This window comes from Caulobacter sp. GW821-FHT11E11, from assembly GCF_058808315.1.
On sequence record NZ_JBXARO010000004.1, the window covers coordinates 161027 to 183298 of the forward strand.

The following is a 22272-nucleotide window of genomic DNA, read 5'->3' on the forward strand; positions in this document are numbered from 1 at the left end:
CCCCGTATGCGTACCGACTATCTCGGCAACCCGGTCAGCTCGACCTCTGACGCGGCTTTGGCGGCCATCGACAATTTCGTCGATGGCTTCCTCAGCTACGAGACCCGGGCCGCCGAGGTGATCGGCGCTGCCGAAGCGCATCCGGACAGCGTGCTGCTGAACGCCTATGCCGCGACCCTGTGGCTGCTGCTGGAAGCGCCCGAGGCCGCTGAACGCGCAGCGCCGTACCTGGCCCGCGCCCAGGCCGCTACCGGCAATCCGCGCGAGCAGGCCTTCGTCGACTTCGTCGCCGCCTGGTCGGCCGACGACATTCCGCGCGCCCTGGAGATCGCCGACACCATCCTGGCGGCCTGGCCCCGCGACCTCTTGGTGCTGAAGCTTCGGCACTATCACGACTTCAACCACGGTGACTTCCCGGCCATGCTGCGCACGGCCAGCGCCGTCCTGCCCGCCGCCGGCGACGTCGCCCAGCTGCACGGCATGCTGGCCTTCGCCTACGAGCAGTGCCACCTGCTGGACGAGGCCGAGGCCGCCGCCCGCCGCGCGCTGGCCCTGAAACGCAAGGAGCCCTGGGCCCAGCACGCCCTGGCCCATGTGATGCTGACCCAAGGCCGCATCGCCGAGGGCGTGGCCTTCCTGGAAGGCGTCCGCGACACCTGGACGGGCCTGAACTCGTTCATGGACACCCACCTGTGGTGGCACCTGGCGCTGTTCTATCTGAGCCAAGGCCGGTTCGAAGAGGCGCTGGCCGCCTATGACGGCCACTGCTGGGCGCAGGAAAAGGATTACTCCCAGGACCAGGTGGGGGCGGTGTCGCTGCTGGCCCGGCTGGAGCTGGCCGGCGTGGACGTCGGCGACCGCTGGAACGATCTCGCCGACCACCTGGCCGTCCGCGCCGACGACGTGGTCCAGCCGTTCCTGACCCTGCAGTATCTGTACGGCCTGGCCCGCGCCGGTCGCCCCCAGGCCGAGACCCTGCTCGCCGCCGTGCGCCAGGCGGCGCTGGAAGCCCCCGACCATGTCCGCGAGACCTGGCGCGAGGTGGCCCTGCCCGCCGCCGAGGGCTTGATGGCCCACACGCGCGGCGACTATCCGGCGGCCCTGCGTGGCCTGCGCGCTGCCCTGCCGCGCCTGGCCGAGATCGGCGGCAGCCACGCCCAGCGCGATCTCTTCGAGCAGTTGATCCTGGACGCCCTGATCCGCGCCGACCGCCTGTCGGAAGCCCAGCAGACCCTGGAGCTGCGGCGCGGCTTCGATCCGAACGGCGCGCCCCTGAACCGCGCCCTGGCGCAGGTCTATGACCGCTTGGCCCTGCCCGACGAGGCCGCCAAGGCCCGGGCGCGCATCGCGTGAATCTCCGCGCCCTTCTCGGCCTGGCCGCCGCCTGCCTGCTGTCCTTCACGCCGGTCGCCCAGGCCGCGCCCAAGGACGCCGTCACGGTCGCCCTGCAGCTGGAGCCGCCAAACCTCGACCCGACCTCCGGCGCGGCCGTCGCCACCGACGAGGTGGTCTACGCGACGGTGTTCGAAGGCCTGGTCCGACTCGACGCCCAAGGGACGGTCAAGCCGCTGCTGGCGACCTGGTGGGAGATCTCGCCCGACGGCCTGACCTACGTCTTCCACCTGCGCGACGGGGTGAGGTTCCAGGACGGCGCGCCGTTCGACGCCGGCATCGTCAAGTTCAGCCTGGAGCGCGCCATCGCGCCGGCCTCGACCAACGTCCAGAAACAGGCGCTGAGCGTCATCCGCCAGGTCGAGGTCGTTGACCCACGCACCGTCCGTCTGCATCTGACGAGCGCGGACAGCAACCTGCTCTACACCCTGGCCTGGGGCGACGCCGTGATGGTCTCGCCGAAGTCGGCCGCCAGCCTGGCCACCGCGCCGGTCGGCACAGGCCCGTTCAAGTTCGCCGGCTGGCGGCGCGGCGACACCGTTAGCCTCACCCGCAACGACAGCTACTGGGGCCAGCCGGCCAAGCTGAAGGCGGTGCGCTTCAAGTTCATCGCCGATCCGGCGGCGGCCTATGCAGCGATCAAGACGCACGAGGTCGACGCCTTCCCCGACTATCCGGCCCCGGAGAACCTGGCCCAGCTGCGCGCCGATCCGGCCCTGAAGGTGGTCACCGCCTCCAGCGAGGGCGAGGTCATCCTGGCAATGAACCAGCGCACCGGCCCGCTGGCCGACGTGCGGGTGCGCCGCGCGCTGCAGCACGCCCTGGATCGCCGAGCGATCATCGACGGGGCGATGTACGGCTATGGCGCGCCGATCGGCAGCCACTTCCCGCCGCAAAACGCCGCTTACGTGGACCTCACGGGGCTCTACCCGCACGACGTCGCCAAGGCCAAGGCGCTGCTCGCCGAAGCCGGCTACTCGAACGGCCTCGACCTGACCCTGAAACTGCCGCCGCCCAACTACGCCCGCCGCAGTGGCGAGATCGTCGCCGCCCAGCTGGCCCAGGCCGGCGTGCGGGTGAAGATCGAGAACATCGAATGGGCCCAGTGGCTGGACCAGGTCTATGGCCGCCACGCCTTCGACCTGACCATCGTCAGCCACGCCGAGCCGATGGACTACGCCATCTACGACAAGGCCGACTACTATTTCGGCTATCACAGCGACGCCTTCCACGCGCTGATGGAGGCCCTGAAGGGCGCCACCGACGAGGGCCAGCGCACGGCGATCCTGGGCCAGATCCAGCGGCGCATCGCCGAGGACGCGGTCAATGGCTTCCTGTTCCAATTCCCGCGCCTGGGCGTGTTCGACGCGCGACTGAAGGACTTCTGGGTCAATTCGCCCAGCCAGACGATCGACCTGCACGCGGCCTCGTTCGACGGGGTCGGCGGGGCGGAAGCGACCACCATCGGCAAGACCGCGCCGGCCGGCGCCATCTTCGGCGGCGTCCTGGTCCTGGCGGTCTTAACCGGACTCGCAGTCCTCGCCGCCCGCTTCGGCGCGGCGTGGCTGGGCGGGCGAGCAGCGGTGATGGTCGCCACCCTGCTGGCCGCCAGCGTCGTGGTCTTCGCCATCATCCAGGTCGTGCCCGGCGATCCCGCCGCCTACATGCTGGGCTTGAACGCCAGCCCTGAAGCGGTCGCGAACCTGCGCCAGCAGATGGGCCTCGAAGGTCCGGCGGTTCAACGCTATCTCGCTTGGCTGCTGGGCATGCTGCACGGCGATCTGGGCGTCAGCTACACCTACCAGACCCCGGTCGCAGCCCTGGTCGCCGAGCGTATCGGCGTCTCCCTGCCGCTGGCCCTGCTGGCCATGATCCTGTCGATCATCATCGGCGCGCCGATCGGAGCCCTGGCCGCCGCGCGACGGGGCAAGGCGACCGACACGGCGGTCATGGGCCTGACCCAGGTGGGCGTGGCCATCCCCAACTTCTGGTTCGCGGTGCTGCTGGTCATGGTGTTCTCGATCGGCCTGCGCTGGGTCTCGGCCGGCGGCTTCCCAGGCTGGGAGGCGGGCCTGGTTCCCGCGCTGAAGGCCCTGGCCTTGCCCTCCCTGGCCCTGGCCGCGCCGCAAGCGGCGATCATCGCCCGCGTCACCCGCTCGGCCCTGATCGACACCCTGACCGAGGACTACATGCGCACCGCCCGCGCCAAGGGCCTGACCGCCAGCCAAGCCCTGTGGCGGCACGGCCTGCCCAACGCCCTGATCCCGCTGCTGACCATTCTGGGCCTGCAGTTCCCCTTCCTGCTGGCCGGCGGGGTGATCATCGAGAACGTCTTCTTCCTGCCGGGCCTGGGGCGCCTCGTGTTGCAAGCCATCACCCAGCGCGACCTGATCGTGGTCCAGGGCGTGGTCATGCTGCTGGTCTTCGCCGTCGTGGCCACCAACTTCCTGGTCGACGTGGCCTATGTGCTGGTCGATCCCCGCCTGCGGAGGCGCGGATCATGAGCCGGTCGCGCCTGTCCCCCACGCTGATCGTCGGCGGCGTCATCAGCATCGCCTTCATTGCGGCCGCCCTGCTGTCGCTGGTCTGGACACCCTACGACGTCGCCAGCTTCGACATCGACCACCGCCTGCAAGGCCCTACCGCCGCCCACTGGCTGGGCCTGGACCACTTCGGCCGCGACGTCGCCTCGATGATCCTGCTGGGCGCGCGCAACGCCCTGTCGGTGTCGCTGGTGGCGGTGCTGCTGGGCGCCGGTGTCGGCGTGCCCCTGGGCCTGCTGGCCGCCGCCCGGCGGGGCTGGGTCGACGAGCTGGTCATGCGCGCCTCGGACGTGGTCTTCGCCTTCCCGGCCCTGATCCTGGCGATCCTGATCACCGCCGTCCTGGGTCCGGGCGCGATCAACGCCGTGATCGCCATCGGGGTGTTCAACGTGCCGGTCTTCGCGAGATTGACCCGAGGATCGGCGCTATCCTTGTGGGCCCGCGACTACGTCCTGGCCGCCCGCGCGGCCGGCAAGGGGCCGACGCGGATCTCGATCGAGCACATCGCGCCCGGATTGTTCAGCATACTGATCATCCAGGCGACCTTGCAGTTCTCGCTGGGCGTCATCGCCGAGGCCGGCCTGTCCTATGTGGGCCTCGGCGCCCAGCCGCCGGCCGCCAGTTGGGGCAAGATGCTGGCCGACGCCCAGACCCTGGTCGCCGTCGCGCCCTTGCAGGCGATCTTCCCGGGCCTGGCCATCGTCATCACCGTGCTCGGTTTGAACCTGCTGGGCGACGGCCTGCGCGACCGGCTCGACCCGCGCCTGGATGAGGAGCGCTGAGATGCTGGAGATTCGCGACCTCAAGCTCACCCTCGGCGACAAGCCGATCCTCAAGGGTCTGTCCATGACCCTCGAGCCTGGCCAGGTGCTGGGGGTGGTCGGCGAGTCCGGCTCGGGCAAGTCGATGACAGCGCTCTCGATCCTGGGCCTGCCGCCGCGCGGCGCGACGCTCAGCGGCCACATCCGCCTCGGGGACCGCGACCTGATCGGCATGTCAGATGGCGAGCTGTCGCGACTGCGCGGTGACCGCATCGGCATGGTGTTCCAGGAACCGATGACGGCTCTGAACCCGGTCATGACCATCGGCGCCCAGGTGGCCGAGGTCGTGCGCCTGCACAGCAAGGCCTCGCGCGCCGAGGCCAACGCCGCCGCCCGCAAGACCCTGGACCGCGTGGGCCTGGCCGACATCCCCCTGACCCGCTACCCACACGAGCTTTCGGGCGGCCAGCGTCAACGCGTGGCCATCGCCATCGCCGTCGTGCTCTCCCCGCGCCTGCTGATCGCCGACGAGCCGACCACCGCCCTGGACGTCACCACCCAGGCCCAGATCCTGGATCTGCTGCTGCGCCTGGTGCGCGAGGACGGCGCGGCGCTGATCCTGATCAGCCATGACCTGGCCCTGGTCGCCCAGGCCGCCGACCGCGTGGCGGTGATGAAGGACGGCGAGATCGTCGAGCAGGGCGAGACCGGCGCGCTGTTCGCCAACCTCACCCATCCCTACACCCGCGCCCTGGCCGCCAATGCCGAGCGCATGCCGGTGCGGACCCGCAAGCCCGACGCCGAGGCCGCCCCGGTGCTGGAAGCGCTCGGGGTCGTCCGCGACTATCCGGGGCAGCGCGGCTTCCTGCGTGCTGGCGCCCCGGTCCGCGTGCTGCCCAGTGTCTCGCTGGAGATCCGCCCCGGCGAGATCGTCGGCCTGGTCGGCGAGTCCGGCAGCGGCAAGTCGACCCTGCTGCGGGCCCTGCTGGCGCTGGATCCGGTCCAGGGCGGCGAGGTGCGGCTGGCTGGCGAGGCCTTCACTCCTAGCGCTCCGCGCCGCAGCCGCCGGGCCATCCAGCTGGTCTTCCAGGATCCGAACGGCAGCCTGGATCCGCGCTGGACGGTCGAGCGGCTGGTCGCCGAGCCGCTGCACCTGCTTGACACCAAGCTCTCAGCCACCGAGCGCCGCGCCAGGGTCGAGGCCGTTCTGGCCAAGGTCGGCTTGCCCGCCGAGGCCGCCGATCGGTATCCGCACCAGTTCAGCGGCGGCCAGCGCCAGCGCATCGCCATCGCCCGCGCCCTGATCGTCGAGCCGGACGTCATCGCCCTGGACGAGGCGGTCTCGGCCCTGGACGTCACGGTCCGCGCCGAGGTGCTGGACCTTTTGGCCAAGCTCTCCGACGAGCTGGGCGTCGCCTACCTGTTCGTGACCCACGACATGAGCGTGGTGCGGGGCCTGACCGACCGTGTTCTGGTCATGCGGAAGGGCGAAATCGTCGAGGCCGGCCCGACCGCCGAGGTCTTCGCCAATCCAAAACATCCGTATACGGCTCAATTGATCGCCGCGACGCCGAACCTGGCCCGTGCGCTGGCCGCTCGGGCCTAGCTGCGAGCTTCGTAGACCCCGCGCGCGATCGCCCGCGCCAGGCAATCGCCGGCCGCCGAGCCCAGTCGCGCCAGGCGCTGTTGGCGGCCCTCGGTTCCTAGAGCCACTGCGCCCGAGGCGGCGGCGAACACCACGTCGCCGTCGAACGGGGTGTGGGCCGGGCGGATGGCGCGCGACAGGCCGTCCTGGGCCATGATCGCCAGCCGCAGGCACTCACCGGGGGTCAGGTCGGCATTGACCGCGACCACGGCCAGGGTGGTGTTGGCGCCGGGGGTCAGGCGGCCCAGGCCCGCGAGGCGGGAGTCGTCCGGCATCGGCTCGACCGCGCCCGCCGGTCCCGTGGGCGTGCGACCGCCGAACTCGCCATCGATCTCGAACGGCCAGGCCCAGAAGGTCTCGCCGTCGGGCATGAACACCGAGCCGACCGGATTGACGGCGGCCAGGGCCCCGACGACCAGGCCGTCGCCGAGGTCCAGCGAGGCCGAGCCCAGGCCGCCCTGGGTCACGCCGGCCTTGGCCCCGCGCCCGGCGCCGACCGCACCCAGGGCGAAGGTCTCGGCGGTCGCCTCGAAGGCTTCCCGGCCCAGGCGCTGATAGGGCGGATCCAGCCCCCAGGCCTTGTCCCCGCCATTGGCCAGGTCGTAGAGCACCGCTCCCGCCACGATCGGCACGCGCGGCGTCTCGGGCCGCACCAGGAAGCCCTCGCCAGCCTGCGACAGGGCCGAGGTTACCGCGTCAGCGGCGCCCAGGCCGAACACCGAGCCGCCGCTGAAGGTCAGGGCGTGCAGCTGGGCATAGCCGTTCTCGGGAGACAAGGCCGCGGTCTCGCGTACGCCCGGACCGCCGCCGCGCACGTCCACCGCCGCCGTCCAGCCGCCGGGGAAGCGCACCACGGTGACGCCGGTCTTGCCCGCCGCGTCCGTGGCGTTGCCGACCGTCAGGCCGGGCACGTCGGTGAGCAGATTGCGCGGACCAGGTCGAAGCAAGGCGATGTCCTTCTCGGATTCGCCCGCACTCTAGCGAAGCCGCTCTCAGGCGTCCTAGTCTCGATCCATGAGCCAGCTTCCCGACCTGACGGCGACCGAACTCTCCCAGCGTTATGCGGCGGAAAGCTTGTCGCCAGTCGAGGTCACCCAGGCCGTGCTGGCGAGGATCGAGGCCTGGGAGCCGGACCTGGCCGCCACCTGGGCCTTGGACGCGCAGGCGGCGCTGGACGCGGCCCGCGCCTCTGAAGCGCGCTGGCGAAACGGCGAGGCGCTGGGTCCGCTGGACGGCGTCCCGGTCACCATCAAGGAGTTAATTGCTACGCGGGGCGTGCCCAAGCCGATCGGCTCGGCCGCCTCGGCGCTGGTCCCCGAACCCGTCGACGCCCCGCCGGCCGCGCGGCTGCGCGAAGCCGGGGCGGTGATCCTGGCCAAGACCACCAATCCCGACTTCGGCATGCTGTCGTCGGGGCTGTCGAGCTTCCACGCTCTGTCGCGCAATCCGTGGGACCTGGCCAAGACGCCCGGCGGGTCCAGCGCCGGCGCAGGGTCGGCAGCAGCGGTCGGCTATGGCCCGCTGCACATCGGCACCGACATCGGCGGCTCGATCCGCCTGCCGGCTGGCTGGTGCGGGATCTATGGCCTCAAGCCCAGCAATGGCCGCATCCCGATCGACCCGCCCTATATCGGCCGCTGCGCCGGACCGATGACCCGCAACGTCGAGGACGCGGCCCTGGCCATGACCGTTCTCAGCGCCCCCGACTGGCGGGACTATATGAGCCTGCCACCCGAGCGCCTGGCCTGGGACGACCTCGACATCGACCTCAAGGACCTACGCATCGGCCTGATGCTGGACGCCGGCGTCGGCCTGCCCGTCGAGCCCGAAATCGCCGAGGCTGTCACCGCCGCCGCCCGGGCCTTCGAGGCCGCCGGCGCCATCGTCGAGCCGTTCTCCCCATTCCTGACCCGCGAGATGCTGGACGGCCTGGACCTCTTCTGGCGCACCCGATCCTTGAACGATCTCAACGCCCTGCCGTCCGGACAGGCCGAGCGCGCCCTGCCCTATATTCTCGAATGGGCGCGGGCGGCTGAAGGCGCGGACGGCCTGTCGGTCTATCGCGGTTTCAACCAGATCCAGCGCATCCGCGAGTTCGGGGCAAAGGCCTTCCAGCCGTTCGACTTCGTGCTGTCGCCCACCGCGCCGATGCCGGCCTTCGACGCCCATCTGCCGTCGCCGACCAACGATCCCGCCCGGCCGTTCGAGCACATCGGCTTCACCGTCGCCTTCAACATGACCGAGCAGCCGGCGGCCTCGATCAACGCCGGCTACACGGCCGCAGGATTGCCGATCGGTCTGCAGATCGTAGGCCGGCGGTTCGACGATCTGGGCGTGTTGCGCCTGTCCCGCGCCTGGGAGCGTCTGCGGCCCGAACAACACCCCTGGCCAACCGCGCCGTTCCAGGACAGTCGTTAAACCGTCACGCAACGGGGATAGTCGCCGCTTCCCATGAAGACGCGCCTATCGCTCCTCCTGGCCTGCGCCGTTCTGGCGATCGCGCCGCCCGCCGTCTCGGCGCCCCTGGCGGACCTGCCGCTGACGCAGAACGGCGGGGCCTGGGCGTCCGGCCACGTGCAAGGCGTCGCGGTCGATGTGCAGGGCGGCTACGTCTATTACTCGTTCACCAACCTGCTGGCGAAGTACGACCTGAACGGCAACCTGGTCGGGACGCTGGTCGGCTGGACCGGACACCTGGGCGACCTCGACTTCAACCCTGCCGACGGCAAGGTCTACGGCTCGCTGGAGTACAAGAAGGACAAGGCCTTCTACATCGCGGTGATCGACGTGGCCCGCCTGGACAAGGTGGGCGTCGAGGCCAGCGCCAGCGAAATCTTCCGCACCGTCTACCTGCCCGAGGTGACCAAGGACTACGCCGCCGACATGAACGGCGACGGCCAGTTCGACGGCGATGTCGGCAAGACCGCCGACCACCGCTACGGGTGCTCCGGCATCGACGGCGTCTCGTTCGGTCCGGCGTTCGGCCGCGCCGACGGCCCGCGCTACCTGACGGTGGCCTACGGGATCTATGGCAATACCGAGCGGACCGACAACGACCACCAGGTGCTGCTGCAGTACGACGTCGCCGACTGGGCGAAGTACGCCAGCCCGCTGACCGAGACCGCGCCGCACCACAACGGTCCCGCCGCGCCCAGCGCCAAGGTGTTCGTGCGCACCGGCAACACCAGCTACGGCGTCCAGAACCTGGCCTATGACGACGCCCAGAAGCGCTGGCTGATGGGCGTCTATCTGGGCAAGAAGACCAGCTTCCCCAACTACGGCCTGTTCGCGGTCGAGGCTCAGCAGAAGCCCGTGACCGCCGACCTCGTGGGCGTGGCCGGCCCCGGCGGCTGGGAGAAGGGTCAGTTGCTCGCCCTCGCCGACGACGGCCTCAAAGACCCCGCCACCGGCGTGCGCGGCTGGAACCAGAAGGCCGATGTCGGCCTGCAGCCGGTCGGCGTCGGCCTGGCCTATCTGGCGGTCAACACCAAGGTCGACGGCAAGCAGACCGCCGACCTGACGCTGATGCGCTGGACCGGCGACGCGGCGACGCCATACGTGCCGGCGACCGCCGAAGACCTCACCAAGGTTGCGCGCTGACCGCCGCTAAATCCTCCGCGTGCGTCCCGTTCAGGGTGTCACAAATGGCCGCTAGGCAGGCGGCCTTGCGCAATGTGCAGCCAGCGAGTCCGAGATGAGCGGCGCCGATCGGGAAAGAACACGGTGGTTCTTGCGGAACATCCTTCCGCACGAGTCCGCGCTGAAAGGCTGGCTGTCGCGCGCCGCGCCGACGGGCGTGGATCCCGACGACATCATCCAGGAGGCCTATACGATCCTGGCCGAGCTGGAGAGCGTCGACGAGATCCGCCATCCGCGCGCCTACCTGTTCCAAGTGGCCCGCTCGGTGATCACCCGCCACGTGCGTCGGGCGCGGATCGTGGCCATCCACGCGGTCGACGACCTGGAGCGCCTGGAGCATCCCGACGACGCGGCCTCGCCCGAGCGGCGGACCATCGATCGCGACGAGCTGAGGCAGCTGGCCAAGGCGATCGCGGCCATGCCGCTGAAGACCCGCGAGGCCTTTGTGTTGAGAAGGGTCAGGGGCCTGTCCCAGCGCGAAATCGCCGCCCGCATGCGGATCTCGGAAAATACGGTGGAGACTCACATCTCCCGAGGCATTCTCTTCCTCATTGATTGGTTCGGTCGTAGCGGAAACACCCCACCCCAAACCTCTAAGAATGCGGAAGCAGAGAACACCCCGATAAATGGCCGAACGAGACACCAGTCGCGACATTGACCAGGCGGCGTCCGAATGGACGGCGCGGCTGGATCGTGGGCCGCTGTCGCCGGAGCTGGACGCGGCCTACCAGGCCTGGCTGAACGGGGATCCGCGCGCCAAGGGCGCCCTGCTGCGCGCCCAGGCCCTGTCGATGATGAGCGAGTCGGCCCAGGCCCTGGGTCCCGAGTTCGATCCGGCGGTGTTCACCGAACCGCGCCGCCCGCGCGTCTCGCGCCGCCAGACCCTGGCCTGGACAGGCGCGGTGGCGGCGGCCGCCTCGCTGGCCGCTCTGGGCGTGACCTCGGCCGCGGCCGGGATTGTGATCGCCACCGAGCGCGGCGAGATCCGCCTGACCCCGCTGAAGGACGGCTCGACCGTCCTGCTCAATACCGACAGCCGTATTCGGGTCCGCTACGAGAAGGACCAGCGCGTCGTCGTGCTGCTCAAGGGCGAGGCCTATTTCTCGGTGGCGCGCGACGAGCAGCGGCCCTTCGTGGTCGAGGTGAACGGCCGGCGGCTGCGCACGACCCAGGCCGGCTTCCGCGTGCGCAAGCTGGACGAGGCGCCGGTCGACCTGCTGGTGAACCTGGGCCACGTCGAGGTCTCGGCCGCCCCTCTGATCGGCTCGGCCAAGATCATCGCCGTGACCTCCAACATGCGCCTGGCGTTGTCGGATCCCGCCCACATCTCGGCCGAGCGCCCGTCGCCAATCCCGCCGCAGATCGTCACCCGCGAGCTGGCCTGGCGCGAGGGCAAGCTGGCCTTCGAAGGCCAGACCCTGGGCGAGGCGGCGGCCGAGTTCGCCCGCTACAGCGACACCCGCATCCAGGTGCGTGACGCCGAACTGGCCCGCGAGCGGGTAACCGGCCTGTTCGCCGCCAACGACCCGGTGGGCTTCAGCCGAGCCATCGCCCGGGTGTTCGACGCCCGCCTGGAACAGGACACCGACAAGGTGATCCTGACGCGCGCGAACGCGGCCCAAGCCGCCGCGCAATAAGAAGTTTTTGCAACATATAGCGGAAGGCCCCTGGCCAACGGCTCTCAACCGGCAACGTCGCAAACGAAGCGACCATCGGGGGCCGTACAGCCAATGACTTCTCGCTATTCCCGCCTCGCCTACGGGGCGTCCGTCGTCGCCATGGCGATCGCCGCGCCGGCCTTCGCCCAGGAGCGCGTGTTCGACATCCCGGCCCAGCCGGCCGTCCGCGCCATCCCCGAACTGGCCCGCCAGGGTCAGGTGCAGATCGTGGCTCCGGCCCGTCAGCTGGACGGCATCAACACCCCGGCCGTGAAGGGCGCCATGGACGTGCGCACCGCCCTGCGCCGCCTGATCGCCGGCACGCCGCTGACGATCGACAGCGACGACGGCCAGGTCATCACCCTGCGCGCCGCCAGCGCGAGCGCGCCGCGCCCCCAGGCCGGCGTCGGTAGCGGGATCGTTCGGGGCCGCGTCCTCAACACCGCCACCGGCGAATATGTCCGCAACGCCGAGATCCGCGTCGAAGGCACCTCGATCGTCGCCTTCTCGGAAGACGACGGCGACTTCCGCCTGACCGGCGTGCCCAGCGGCGACGTCAGCGTCCTGGTCAAGTATGCGGGCCTGCAGGAGTCGCGCACGGTCATCACCGTCACCCCCGGCCAGCCCTCCATCATCGAGGTCGCGCTGAACCCCGGCAGCCACACCGCCGCCGCCGGCGAGGTCGAGGCCGTGACCATCACCGCCGCCCGCGAAGGCCAGGCCGCCGCCATCATGGAGCGCCGCGCCTCGACCAACGCCAAGAACGTCGTGGCCGCCGACAACTTCGGCGCCCTGACCATGGGCGACGTGGGCGAGTTCATGAAGAACATGCCCGGCATCTCGCTGGACTACACCGAGGTCGACGCCACGGCCGTTCGCATCGGCGGCCTGGACCCGAAGTACTCGACCTTCACCACCGACGGCGCGCGGATGGCCACCGCCACCTCGAACAACAACGCCGGCCGCCAGAACTCCTTCGAGCAGATGTCGATCACCGGCATCGACTCGATCGAGCTGAACAACACCCTGCAGGCAAACATGGACGCCGACAGCCCCGGCGGCGCCATCAACCTGCGCAGCAAATACGCCTTCCAGCGCACCAGCCGCCTGCTGCGCTTCCAGGTCGGCGGCGTCGGCACGTCCGACAGCACGCTGTCGCGCCAGTACCTGCCCGACGACAAGAAGCACTCGACGATCTTCCCGTCGGCCCAGGTCGGCTATGCGGATGTGTTCCTGGACGGACGTCTAGGCGTGGCGTTCAACGCCAACTTCGTCCAGCAGGACCGCATCCAGACCGACTGGTCCTACCTCGCCAATGGCCGGGTCATTCCCTATCAGCTGATGTATCGCCCGGGTCCGAAACTGACCCACCGCAAGGCCGCCAATCTCAGCCTCGACTACAAGATCACCGACCAGTTGGCCGTCAGCTTGCGCAGCAGCTACTCGTTCTATGACGTCGAGTACTTCAACCAGTACACTTACCTGATCTTCGGCACGACGACGGCGACCCAGGCCACCGCGGACTCGACCGGGACCCACATCGTGGTCAATCCGAACGGGACCAACACCCGCCTGCACACCCAGTACTCGCACCGCTACGCCGGCACCCCGGCCTGGGTGTTCGCGCCCAAGCTGGAATATCGCGGCGACACGTTCGAGGCCCTGCTACGGGCGAACTATTCCAGCTCGGAATTCAATTTCGAGGACAACGACCGCGGCTTCTTCGCCCGCACCGACAGCTACCTGACCCGCATCGGCTTCACGCTGGACCGCGCCTCGGAAGATTCCAACGCCTGGACCCTGAAGCAGACGTCCGGCCGCCCCTGGGGTGACCCGACCAGCTTCAACCGCGACGACGACATCGGCAACAACATCCGCACGTCGCAGTCCAACGCCAACAACCAGATGTACGGCGTCAATCTGGACCTGAAGAAGAAGCTGGCCTTCGGCGATGTGCAGATGAAGGTCCTGGGCGGCGCGGCCTTCCGCACCAACGCCTGGAAGACAGTCGAGGGCTCGTTCAAGCAGTTCCAGTACGTCGGCCCGACCAACGATCTGACCCAGAAGGCGCCGGAAGCGGTCATCCCCTGGACCCAGAACTACGACTTCAAGATCCACGGCTTCGACGCCGGCAACATCAACGACCAGAACTGGCGCGCCGACAGCAACTACGGCACGTACGACATCTACGCCCAGCACCCCGAGTACTTCGTGCCCGACACGGTCGGCAACCTGAAGCGCCAGCTGGATAACAACCGCAAGATCGGCGAGGAGGTCACCGCCGCCTATGCCGAGGTGCAGCCGCGCATCGGCAAGGCCTCGTTCGACCTGGGCCTGCGCTACGAGAAGACCAAGACCGAGGCGCGCGTCGCCGATATCCGTCCGGCCAAGGAAGTCACGGCCGCCGGCCTGTCGACCAGCACCGTCGCCGGCCTGATGTACCAGTACCGCAACGGCGCCTACACGACGCGCGAGGGCTCGTACGACGACTGGTTCTGGAGCGGCGGCGTCAAGTACGACTTCAACAAGAAGCTGGTCGGCCAGCTGGCCTTCAGCCAGTCGATCCTGCGTCCCGACTACGGCAACCTGGGCGGCGTGGTGGCCGTCGACGACAACAACCTGATCGTCACGGTGCCCAACCCGCTGCTCAAGCCCGAGCACTCGACCAAGTACTTCGCCAGCCTGCAGTACTATCTGGAGCCGTCGGGCGTGATCGGCATCTCGGCCTATCAGCTGGACGTCCAGGACATGCAGGTCACCGGCCTGACCGTGAACCCCGAGGACGTCGGCTACAACCCGGCCGACTACGCCGGCTACACCTTCCGCAGCGCCCAGAACCTGCCAGGCACCAGCCGCAACAAGGGCGTCACGCTGGAGTATGACCAGCAGCTGACCTTCCTGCCGGGCGCGCTGCGCGGCCTTGGCCTGCGCGGTTCGATCACCAAGGTCGATCCCGACGGCGAGCGCGTGAACCTGCCCAAGACCTCGGCCAACTGGGGTCTGCGCTACAACTACGGCAAGTTCGACGTCCAGCTGACCGGCAACTACCAGTCGTCGGCCCGCACCAGCGCGCTGGGCAACACCCCGACCACCGCCAACAACGGCATCCTGTACCGCGCCGCCCGCGAGCTGTGGAACGTCAGCGCCAGCTACAAGATCAACAAGCAGTTCGAGGTCATGCTGGCCGGGCGCAACATCTTCAACGAACCGGACGTCGTCTATTCGAACGTCCGCACCCGGGTGCAGCAGTACAGCATCTATGGCTCGATGTGGAACATCGGGATCAAAGGCACCTTCTAGTTTTCCCCTGAGCAACTTCACCTCCCGCGGCCCTCAAGCCGCGGGAGTTTTCTTTTTACGGAGACCTCGCATGGTTCTGAGGATCGATCGTCGCCGCCTGGTTCTGGGGGGCCTTGGCCTCTCCGGCCTGATGCTGCCCGCCGGCCAGGCCCTGGCCCGGCAGATGGCCACGGCCACCGGCTTCACCCACAATGTCGCCAGCGGCGAGCCCGGCCCGGACTCGATGCTGCTGTGGACGCGCTACGTGCCGATGAGCGACGGCGTCGTGCGGCTGGAGGCCGAGGTGGCCCTGGATCCGGACTTCGCCAAGGTGGTCTCCGGCGGCGTCGTGCGCACCGGCGCCTATCGCGACTGGACCGCCAAGATCACCGTCGATGGGCTGAAGCCCGGGACCGTCTACTGGTACCGCTTCATCGCTCCGAACGGCGAGCGCTCGCCCGTCGGCCGCACCAAGACCCTCCCGCAAGGGCCGGTGAACCGCTTCAACCTGGCGGTCTTCTCGTGCTCGAACCTGCCCCAGGGCCTGTTCAACGCTTACGCCCATGCCGCCGCGCGCAAGGACGTGGATCTGTGGCTGCACACCGGCGACTACATCTACGAATACGGCGTCGCCTCGACCCGCGAGGGCGATTGGGCGGAAGGCCGCAAGGCGCAGCTGCTGCCGGTCACCGAGATCCTGGCCATCGCCGACTATCGCCTGCGTTACGCCAGCTATCGCGCCGATCCGGACCTGCAACGCCTGCACCAGCTGGCCCCGATGGTGGCGCTGTGGGACGACCACGAGTCGTCCAACGACAGCTACGAGGCCGGCGCCCAGAACCACCAGCCCGACAAGGAAGGCGACTGGAACCTCCGCCGCGCGGCGGCCATGCAGGTCTATCGCGAGTGGATGCCGGTCTCGGACGAGCCGTGGAAGGCCTATCCGATCGGGACCCTGGCCACCCTGTACCGCACGGAGTCGCGCCTCTTGGCCCGCACCAAACCGGCCGACATCGGCGCGACCTTCAAGGCGGCCGATCCCGACGCGGCGATGAAGGCGTTCCGCGACGGCGCTTGGAAGGATCCGTCGGCGACCATGATGGGCTCCACGCAAGAGAGCTGGCTGGCCCACCAGATGAAGGCTACGAACGGCGGCTGGCAGCTGGTCGGCATGGGCACCATCCTGGGACGGACGGTCATGCCCAAGGAGGCCGTCGACTGGCTGCGCCCCGAGGTCAGCGAGAAGAAGGTCGCCGGCTATCGCAACAACATCCGCGCCGCGCAAGCGGGCCTGCCGATGTGGATGGACCGCTGGGACGGCTACCCCGCCGCCCGCTCGCGCCTCCTGAAATCCGCCCAGACCGCCGACGCCGACCTCGTCATGCTGTCGGGCGACAGCCACAACGCCTGGGCCTATGGCCTGGTCGAGGACGGCCGCCCCACCGGCGTCGAGTTCGCCGGCCAGGCGGTGACCTCCAACGGCATGGAAGGCGACATGGGCGCGGATCCCAAGCTGGTGGCGCGCGGCTTCATGGCCGCCAACCCCGAGCTGAAATGGGCCGACACCAGCCAGCGCGGCTACATGATGATCGAGGTCACGCCCCAGCGCGTCACCGGCGAGTGGCTGTTCCTGCAGACCATCAAGGCCCGCTCGACCGCCCTGTCCGGCTCGCACCGGATGTCGGTGGAGCGCGGACGCCGGGTGTTCACGGGCTGACCTTCAGCGTCACCGGCCCCAGCAGGCCCGACGGCGACAAGGCGTCGTCGGGCTTGAACGGCTGGATGGGGGCGAAGGTGTAGCGCTTGGCCCCCGGCTGCAGGTCGCCGATCATCCGGTTGGCCCAGAAATTCACGACCCGGATGCTCAGGGTGTTGCGGCCGGGCTTGAGAGCGTCGGTGACGTCGACGGCGTAGGGCGGCTTCCACTGGGTGGGCAGGGCCTTGCCGTTCAGGGTGACGGTGGCGAACTCGCGCACCTCGCCGAGATCCAGCTGGACGCGGCCTTTCAGCCAGGCGCGGGGGACCTCGAGCGTCTTCTCGTAGGTCGCCGCGCCGGAATAGTAGCGGACGCCCGGATCGGTGTCGTCGGTCCACGAGGCCAGTTTCGGCAGGGCCACGCTCTCAGGCGCGCCCCAGCCGGGCTCGAACTTCACGGTCCAGGGGCCGTCGACAGGCTTCGAGATCGGCGGGGGTCTTGTCAGCTCCGTGCGCGCCAGGTCGGTGGTCGGCGTGCGGAAGACCACGAACACCGCGTCGTATGGCGCCAGCTCCAGCGGGATTTCCGTACGACCATCGTGCTGGAAGAAGGGCGCAGGCTCGCCCTTCCCCGTATCGGCGCGCCAGAGTTCGGGAGCCTTGCCCGCGATGCGGAAGGACGGCGCGACCTTCAGCGGGCGGTCGCTGGTGTTGGCCAGGAAATAGACCTCGCCGTCGTCGAGCACGCGGCGGGTCCAGACGAGGTCCTGGCCTTGGCCGGTGATCGCCGGCGAGCCCAACGCGGCCTCGACCGCCCCCCTGCGAACCAGACCGCTCCACAGCTTGTCGACCAGCGCCTTCCACTCGACGTCCGCCGCCGCGCCGCCCGACAGGGTCGGCGAGCCCTTGGGGCGTTCGCCGATGACCACGCCACCGGCCGCGATCAGCGCCTCGAACTTGCGCAGCGCCGACAGGCTGATCCGTTCGACCCGCGCCGGGATGACCAGGGCGGCGTAGCTGACGCCCGACGGCAGGACCAGGCGGCCGTCCTGCACGCTCATCCGCTCGACCAGGCTTTCGGCGTCCAGATAGTCAAAGTCCCAGCCCGCCGGCAGGTTCGGCTTGCCGCCCTCGACGTAAGGCAAGGCCGTCGCCGCGTCCTCGCCCTGGAAGTAGGCGATGTCCGCCGCTGGCTTGCCCTGGCGCAGCATCCAGCCGCTGCGGGCCAGATAGTCGGTCCAGGCCCGCATCTCGCCCTCGGCCCAGGTCTCGTTGCGTGACAGGTGCTGGCCGTACTGGCGCAGGGTCATGCCCGGCTTGCGGTCGGTGAACGGCTGATGGGCCGAGGTGTGCAGGACGAAGTGGTTGATGCCCTCGGCCATGTAGCGGTCGACGATGCGTTTGTGCTGCCACGGGCCGGTGCGCCACGGGTCCTCGCCCATGGTCGTCAGGGCCTCGGCGCCGACCAGCGGCTTGCCATAGACGTGGGCGGCCGAGGCGGCCTCGCGGACGTCGGCCATGTGCGCGGGCGGCGGCGGCTTGCCCTCCGGATAGACCCAGAACTCGCCCATCGGGATGTCGGCCCGGCCCTTGGCCTGCAGGCCGTCGGCGATGGTGGGCAGGTCGACGCCCGGCGCCTCGGCGTCGTAGCGCATGCCTTCTGCGTGCAGGATCTTCGTGATCTCGGCGAAGTGGCGCTCGGTCAGCAGGTCGGCGATCGTGCGGCGATAGTCGGCCAGGAAGCGGTCGGAGGCCTCGGCGCTCTGCACCACGCGGCCGGCCAGCACCGGCAACCAGGGCGTCAGGGCGTAGCCGCGCCGCGCAGCGAACTCGGTGGCCATGGCCTCGGTCCAGTTCTGCTGCCCGACCTCCCAGCTGTCGGTGATGACGAAGCCCAGGCCGTCCTTGCCGTAGAGGTCGCCGAGTTCGGCTTTCAGCGGTTCCAGCAGGCCACGCATGTGGGCGCGGACGTGGTCGGCGTTCAGCTTGTCGACCTCCAGGCCCAGGCTCTCGGCGGCGGCCGGGGTGTCACGGCGGCCGGTCAGGGACCAGCCGTAGCGCAGCACCCGCCAGCGGCCTGCGGACGGCGGGGTCCAGTCCAGGCTTCCGTCGGCCTTGAGGCGGTTGGTCAGGTCGAGCACGCCGGCCGGCGCGATGGCCGCATCGGTCGCCGGCGTCGCCGAGGCCCAGTTGTCGGTCAGCACGCCCCAGCCGGCCTTCTCCTGGAAGCGGTCGATGCGTGGGTCCGTGTGGATGGCGAACTCGGTCACCGCCGTCGGCTTGGTGTCGGCCGCGAGGCGCAAACGGAAGACCCGGGCGTTCGTCTTGGCGAAGGCGAAGGTGCGGACCGGCAGGCCCTGGCGGACTTCACCAGGCAAAGTCGTCAGCAGCCGGAATGTTTGACCATCATCACTGGCCTCGACCACGCCGTTCGGCATCGCGCCGTCGACAGCCACCGTCACGGCGCGGGCCTCGATCGGCGCGGCGTAGCGCAGCAGCACCCAGCCGTCGCCGGCCACCTTTTCGACCGCCGGCGCGGCATAGGCGCCGTCGGCCAGCTTGGCAGCCACGACCTGTCCGGCGCTGGAAGTCGCTTCCGGAGCCACCGGCGCCGCGTCTTGCCGCCAGGCGATCACAGCCACATCGCGATAGAGTTTCGGCTCGGCGAAGCGGGCGGTGATCGGCAGGTCCTGGAACGGTCCGCTGACGCCGGGCGGCGGGGCCAGGACGATCGGGCCCTTGCCGGAGACGACGGTCTCGCTCCAGACCAGCTTCTTCATCGCCTCTTGCGGCTTCACCCAAGGCCCGCCGGTCTCGCTCCAGCCACCGCCGGCCTGCATGCCGAACTGCAGGCCCAGCCGCCTGGACTCGGCCGCCGCGTAACGCACCGCCGCCTTCCATTCGGGCGAGCCGTAACCGACGCGCTTTTCCACGTACTGCGGGATCGGCGGCGAGCCGAAGCCGATGTCGAACAGGATCGAGCCGCCGATCCCGGCGCGCTGCATCCATTCCAGGTCGAGATGGATGCCCTCCTGGGTGACATTGCCATTGATCCACTGCCAGAAGACCTGCGGCCGGGCCTCGGCCGGCGGGGTCGCAAAGCCGTCGCGCAGGGCGTCGGCCGCTAGCGCGACGTGGCTGACGCTGAGCGCCAGGATCAGACCCAACGCGACCGGGCGTTTGTTCACGCCGCTTCTCCTGAACTGCTGGCGCTTCGAAGCGGCCGCCCGCACAATAGCGTCCAAGCCCCGAAACGGAAGCTGGTATGATGAGTATATCAGCTTGCCTTCCCCTGACGCGTCGCCTTTGATGGCGCGCAGGTCCCAGGGAGGCTCCGCATGCTTATCGACCGACTTTTCGCGACCTCGACCCTGCTCCTGACCCTGGCCAGCGCGGCCCACGCCGCCGACCGCCCCTGGTATACGCAAGGCGCCTTCGCCCCGACCGAACGCATCGCCATCCAGGTCACCAACGACCTCGACGAAGATCGGGTGAACAGCCCGGTGACCCTGACGCCCGCGCAGCTGCCGATGCTGCGCGGCGCCCAGGCCCTGACCGTGACCCTGGTCGATCCCGACGGAAAGCCCCGCCCCGCGCCCGACCACGAACGCCAAGCCATGGAAGGTCCTCACGGCCATCTGGTCGAGGCCAATGGCCGGGCGGTCGACTACCAGCTGGACGATCTGGACGCCGACGGCCTGTGGGACGAGCTGTTCCTGCAGGTCGACCTCAAAGCCCGCGAGACCAAGACGCTCTACATCTATCGCGGCTTCCAGCAGCGCGGCTGGAACCCGCACCGCACCCATGCCGGCATCGGCAGCTACATGCGCCACACCGTGCCCTTCTGGGAGTCGGAGGCGGTCGGCTGGAAGCTGTGGTTCCCGACCGACGCCGACGTCTACGGCAAGCGCGCGCCGATGCTGATGTCGCCGCGGCTCTATGGCGAGAACCTGGACGGCTACGCGGTGTCGCGGATCGATCCCAAGCTGGGCTCGGACATCATGTCTGTAGACGACAGCTTCGGCGGCGGCGGCATCGGGGTATTCGACGATCCCACGAAGCCCGACGCTGTCTCGCGCCCGCGCTTCACGCCCAAGTCTGACCAGGCCAACCGCTTCAACGGCAACGGCCTGACCGACACCCGCTACGCCTTCGAGGTCGTGACCAACGGTCCGCTGCGCAGCATGATCCGCGTCAAGACGATGAACTGGGACAGCGGCCGTGGCCGCTACGCGGTCGAGCAGCTCTACACGGCCTATGCCGGCCAGAACTATTCGACGGCCCGCGTGACCTTCAAGACCTTCGCCCCGAGGGCCAAGGGCTCGGCCTGGGCGGCGGGCATCCGCAAGCATGCCCCGGAAGAGATCCTCTACCAGCAGGGCGGCGTGGCGATCACCGGCGGCAGTGAGCTGGTGCGCAATCCCGACGACAAGGAGGCGGTGCAGAACGGCTTCCGCATCGACTATGCCGGCTCGGCCCTGGTCGTGCGCGACGCCTACAAGCCGACCTATGTCTCCAGCGCCGACCGCCAGGGCAACCACGTCTTCAAGGTCGCCCCGACCAAGGACCACGGCTTCGAATACATGATCGCCGCCGCCTGGAGCGAAGGCCCGACGCTGAAGACCGCCGACGCCTTCAAGGCCTACGTGATCAAGTCGGCGCGCGAGTACAATTCGCCGGTGCGGGTGAGTGGGGTGGTGGCGGAGAAGCGATAGGGCTGCTTCCCACGGCGCGCGATGTCTGAACACATCGTCCCTGGCAGAGTCGCGGCCAGGCCGGAGTGCGCATGAAGACCCCCTCTGTACGCTTTCTGCTGCCCGCCCCGTCGCTTCGCCGCTTCATCACTGCTTACTACTGGGTCGACATCCCCGCGCCGTGCGGCCCGGTCGAGGACCTGTTGCATCCCGAGTGGGCCAATATCCGCTTCACCCTGGCCGGCGACTGGTCGACGCGGATCGGCGGCGTCGAGTACGACCCCGCCCCGGCGGCGGCCCTGTTCGGCCCGACCAGCAAGGCCGGGATCGTACGCGGCTACGCCGGGACCGTGCTGGGTGTCGGCCTGCTGCCCCTGGGTTGGGCGCGGTTCGTGGGCCTGGCCGCCAACACTCTCGCTGACAAGGTCATGCCGCTGGAGGCCGTGCTGGGCGAGCGCGCCGGCCAGACCCTCGACCTCTTGCGCCGAGCGCCGGACGATCGCGCCCAAGCCGACGTGCTGGACACGCTGTTCACCGCCCTCGACGCTAGCGGGCCGGCGCTGGAGCCTCTGCTGCTAAAGGCCCATGAGCGGCTGCTGGACCCAGCGCTCGACACCGTAGAGGCCATGGCGGCCGGCCTGGAGGTCTCCCCGCGCCACGTCACGCGACTGTCCCTGCGGATGTTCGGCTTCACGCCCAAGCTGCTGATCCGCCGCCAGCGTTTCCTGCGCACCCTGCAAGCCCTGCGCGAGCGTCCCGACACGCCGCTGGGTGAGTTGATCGACGACGGTTATTTCGACCAGTCGCACTTCGTCCGCGACTTCAAGCAGTTCATGGGCATTTCGCCGTCGCGCTACTTCGCCCTGCCCCACGCCATGCTGGGTCCGGCCGCGCGCGAACGGCTGGCGGCGCTGGGCGCGGCGTACCAGGGCCTGCACGCCAAGCTCCGATAAGGGCTTGGCCCGG

The 22272-nt window shown here is 69.4% G+C and carries 14 protein-coding genes; 12 read left to right on the forward strand and 2 right to left on the reverse strand.

Translation table 11 applies throughout. From position 1 onward, the window contains the following. Positions 1-6: 6 nt before the first annotated feature. The 4 genes from AC1RR5_RS11135 to AC1RR5_RS11150 are packed head-to-tail and all read left to right on the forward strand — an operon-like array spanning position 7 to position 6302. Positions 7-1353, forward strand: a complete 1347-nt coding sequence (locus AC1RR5_RS11135) for a tetratricopeptide repeat protein (RefSeq protein WP_492921572.1) — start codon at positions 7-9, stop codon at positions 1351-1353. Continuing rightward, positions 1350-3896 (forward strand): ABC transporter substrate-binding protein, encoded by a 2547-nt coding sequence (locus tag AC1RR5_RS11140; protein WP_492921574.1) that lies wholly within the window; start codon positions 1350-1352, stop codon positions 3894-3896. Before AC1RR5_RS11135 ends, AC1RR5_RS11140 begins: the two co-directional genes overlap by 4 nt. After that, positions 3893-4717, forward strand: a complete 825-nt coding sequence (locus AC1RR5_RS11145) for an ABC transporter permease (protein ID WP_492921575.1) — start codon at positions 3893-3895, stop codon at positions 4715-4717. Before AC1RR5_RS11140 ends, AC1RR5_RS11145 begins: the two co-directional genes overlap by 4 nt. A gap of 1 nt (position 4718) precedes the next feature. Beyond that, the gene (locus AC1RR5_RS11150) at positions 4719-6302 is read left to right on the forward strand and encodes an ABC transporter ATP-binding protein (protein ID WP_492921576.1); all 1584 of its coding nucleotides are present in this window, start codon (positions 4719-4721) and stop codon (positions 6300-6302) included. Here the strand turns inward: AC1RR5_RS11150 and AC1RR5_RS11155 are convergent. Continuing rightward, on the reverse strand, positions 6299-7288 hold the full coding sequence (locus AC1RR5_RS11155; protein ID WP_492921577.1) for a P1 family peptidase: 990 nt from the start codon (positions 7286-7288) through the stop codon (positions 6299-6301). The two genes, AC1RR5_RS11150 and AC1RR5_RS11155, sit on opposite strands and share 4 nt — an antisense overlap. Before the next feature lie 67 nt (positions 7289-7355). On the opposite strand from AC1RR5_RS11155, the gene AC1RR5_RS11160 reads away from it, so the two are divergent. The 6 genes from AC1RR5_RS11160 to AC1RR5_RS11185 all read left to right on the forward strand — a co-directional run bounded on the left by AC1RR5_RS11160 (position 7356) and on the right by AC1RR5_RS11185 (position 16634). After that, positions 7356-8759, forward strand: coding sequence for an amidase (locus AC1RR5_RS11160; RefSeq protein ID WP_492921578.1), 1404 nt, complete (start codon positions 7356-7358; stop codon positions 8757-8759). A gap of 33 nt (positions 8760-8792) precedes the next feature. Beyond that, the gene (locus tag AC1RR5_RS11165; RefSeq protein ID WP_492921579.1) at positions 8793-9941 is read left to right on the forward strand and encodes a hypothetical protein; all 1149 of its coding nucleotides are present in this window, start codon (positions 8793-8795) and stop codon (positions 9939-9941) included. Between the two features lie 94 nt (positions 9942-10035). Then, entirely contained in the window at positions 10036-10638 is a 603-nt protein-coding gene (locus AC1RR5_RS11170; RefSeq protein ID WP_492921581.1) for an RNA polymerase sigma factor, read from the forward strand. After that, on the forward strand, positions 10607-11617 hold the full coding sequence (locus tag AC1RR5_RS11175) for a FecR family protein (RefSeq protein WP_492921582.1): 1011 nt from the start codon (positions 10607-10609) through the stop codon (positions 11615-11617). Before AC1RR5_RS11170 ends, AC1RR5_RS11175 begins: the two co-directional genes overlap by 32 nt. A gap of 93 nt (positions 11618-11710) precedes the next feature. Then, positions 11711-14938, forward strand: coding sequence for a TonB-dependent receptor domain-containing protein (locus AC1RR5_RS11180; protein WP_492921583.1), 3228 nt, complete (start codon positions 11711-11713; stop codon positions 14936-14938). 70 nt (positions 14939-15008) lie between these two features. Next, positions 15009-16634, forward strand: coding sequence for an alkaline phosphatase D family protein (locus tag AC1RR5_RS11185; protein WP_492921584.1), 1626 nt, complete (start codon positions 15009-15011; stop codon positions 16632-16634). Here the strand turns inward: AC1RR5_RS11185 and AC1RR5_RS11190 are convergent. Continuing rightward, a complete protein-coding gene (locus AC1RR5_RS11190) occupies positions 16624-19800 on the reverse strand; it encodes a glycosyl hydrolase (protein WP_492921585.1) in 3177 nt (1058 codons plus the stop codon). The genes AC1RR5_RS11185 and AC1RR5_RS11190 overlap by 11 nt on opposite strands. A gap of 150 nt (positions 19801-19950) precedes the next feature. On the opposite strand from AC1RR5_RS11190, the gene AC1RR5_RS11195 reads away from it, so the two are divergent. Both AC1RR5_RS11195 and AC1RR5_RS11200 read left to right on the forward strand, forming a co-directional pair. Beyond that, entirely contained in the window at positions 19951-21327 is a 1377-nt protein-coding gene (locus tag AC1RR5_RS11195; protein WP_492921587.1) for a DUF4861 family protein, read from the forward strand. A gap of 71 nt (positions 21328-21398) precedes the next feature. Beyond that, entirely contained in the window at positions 21399-22259 is an 861-nt protein-coding gene (locus AC1RR5_RS11200) for an AraC family transcriptional regulator (protein WP_492921589.1), read from the forward strand. Positions 22260-22272: the final 13 nt, after the last annotated feature.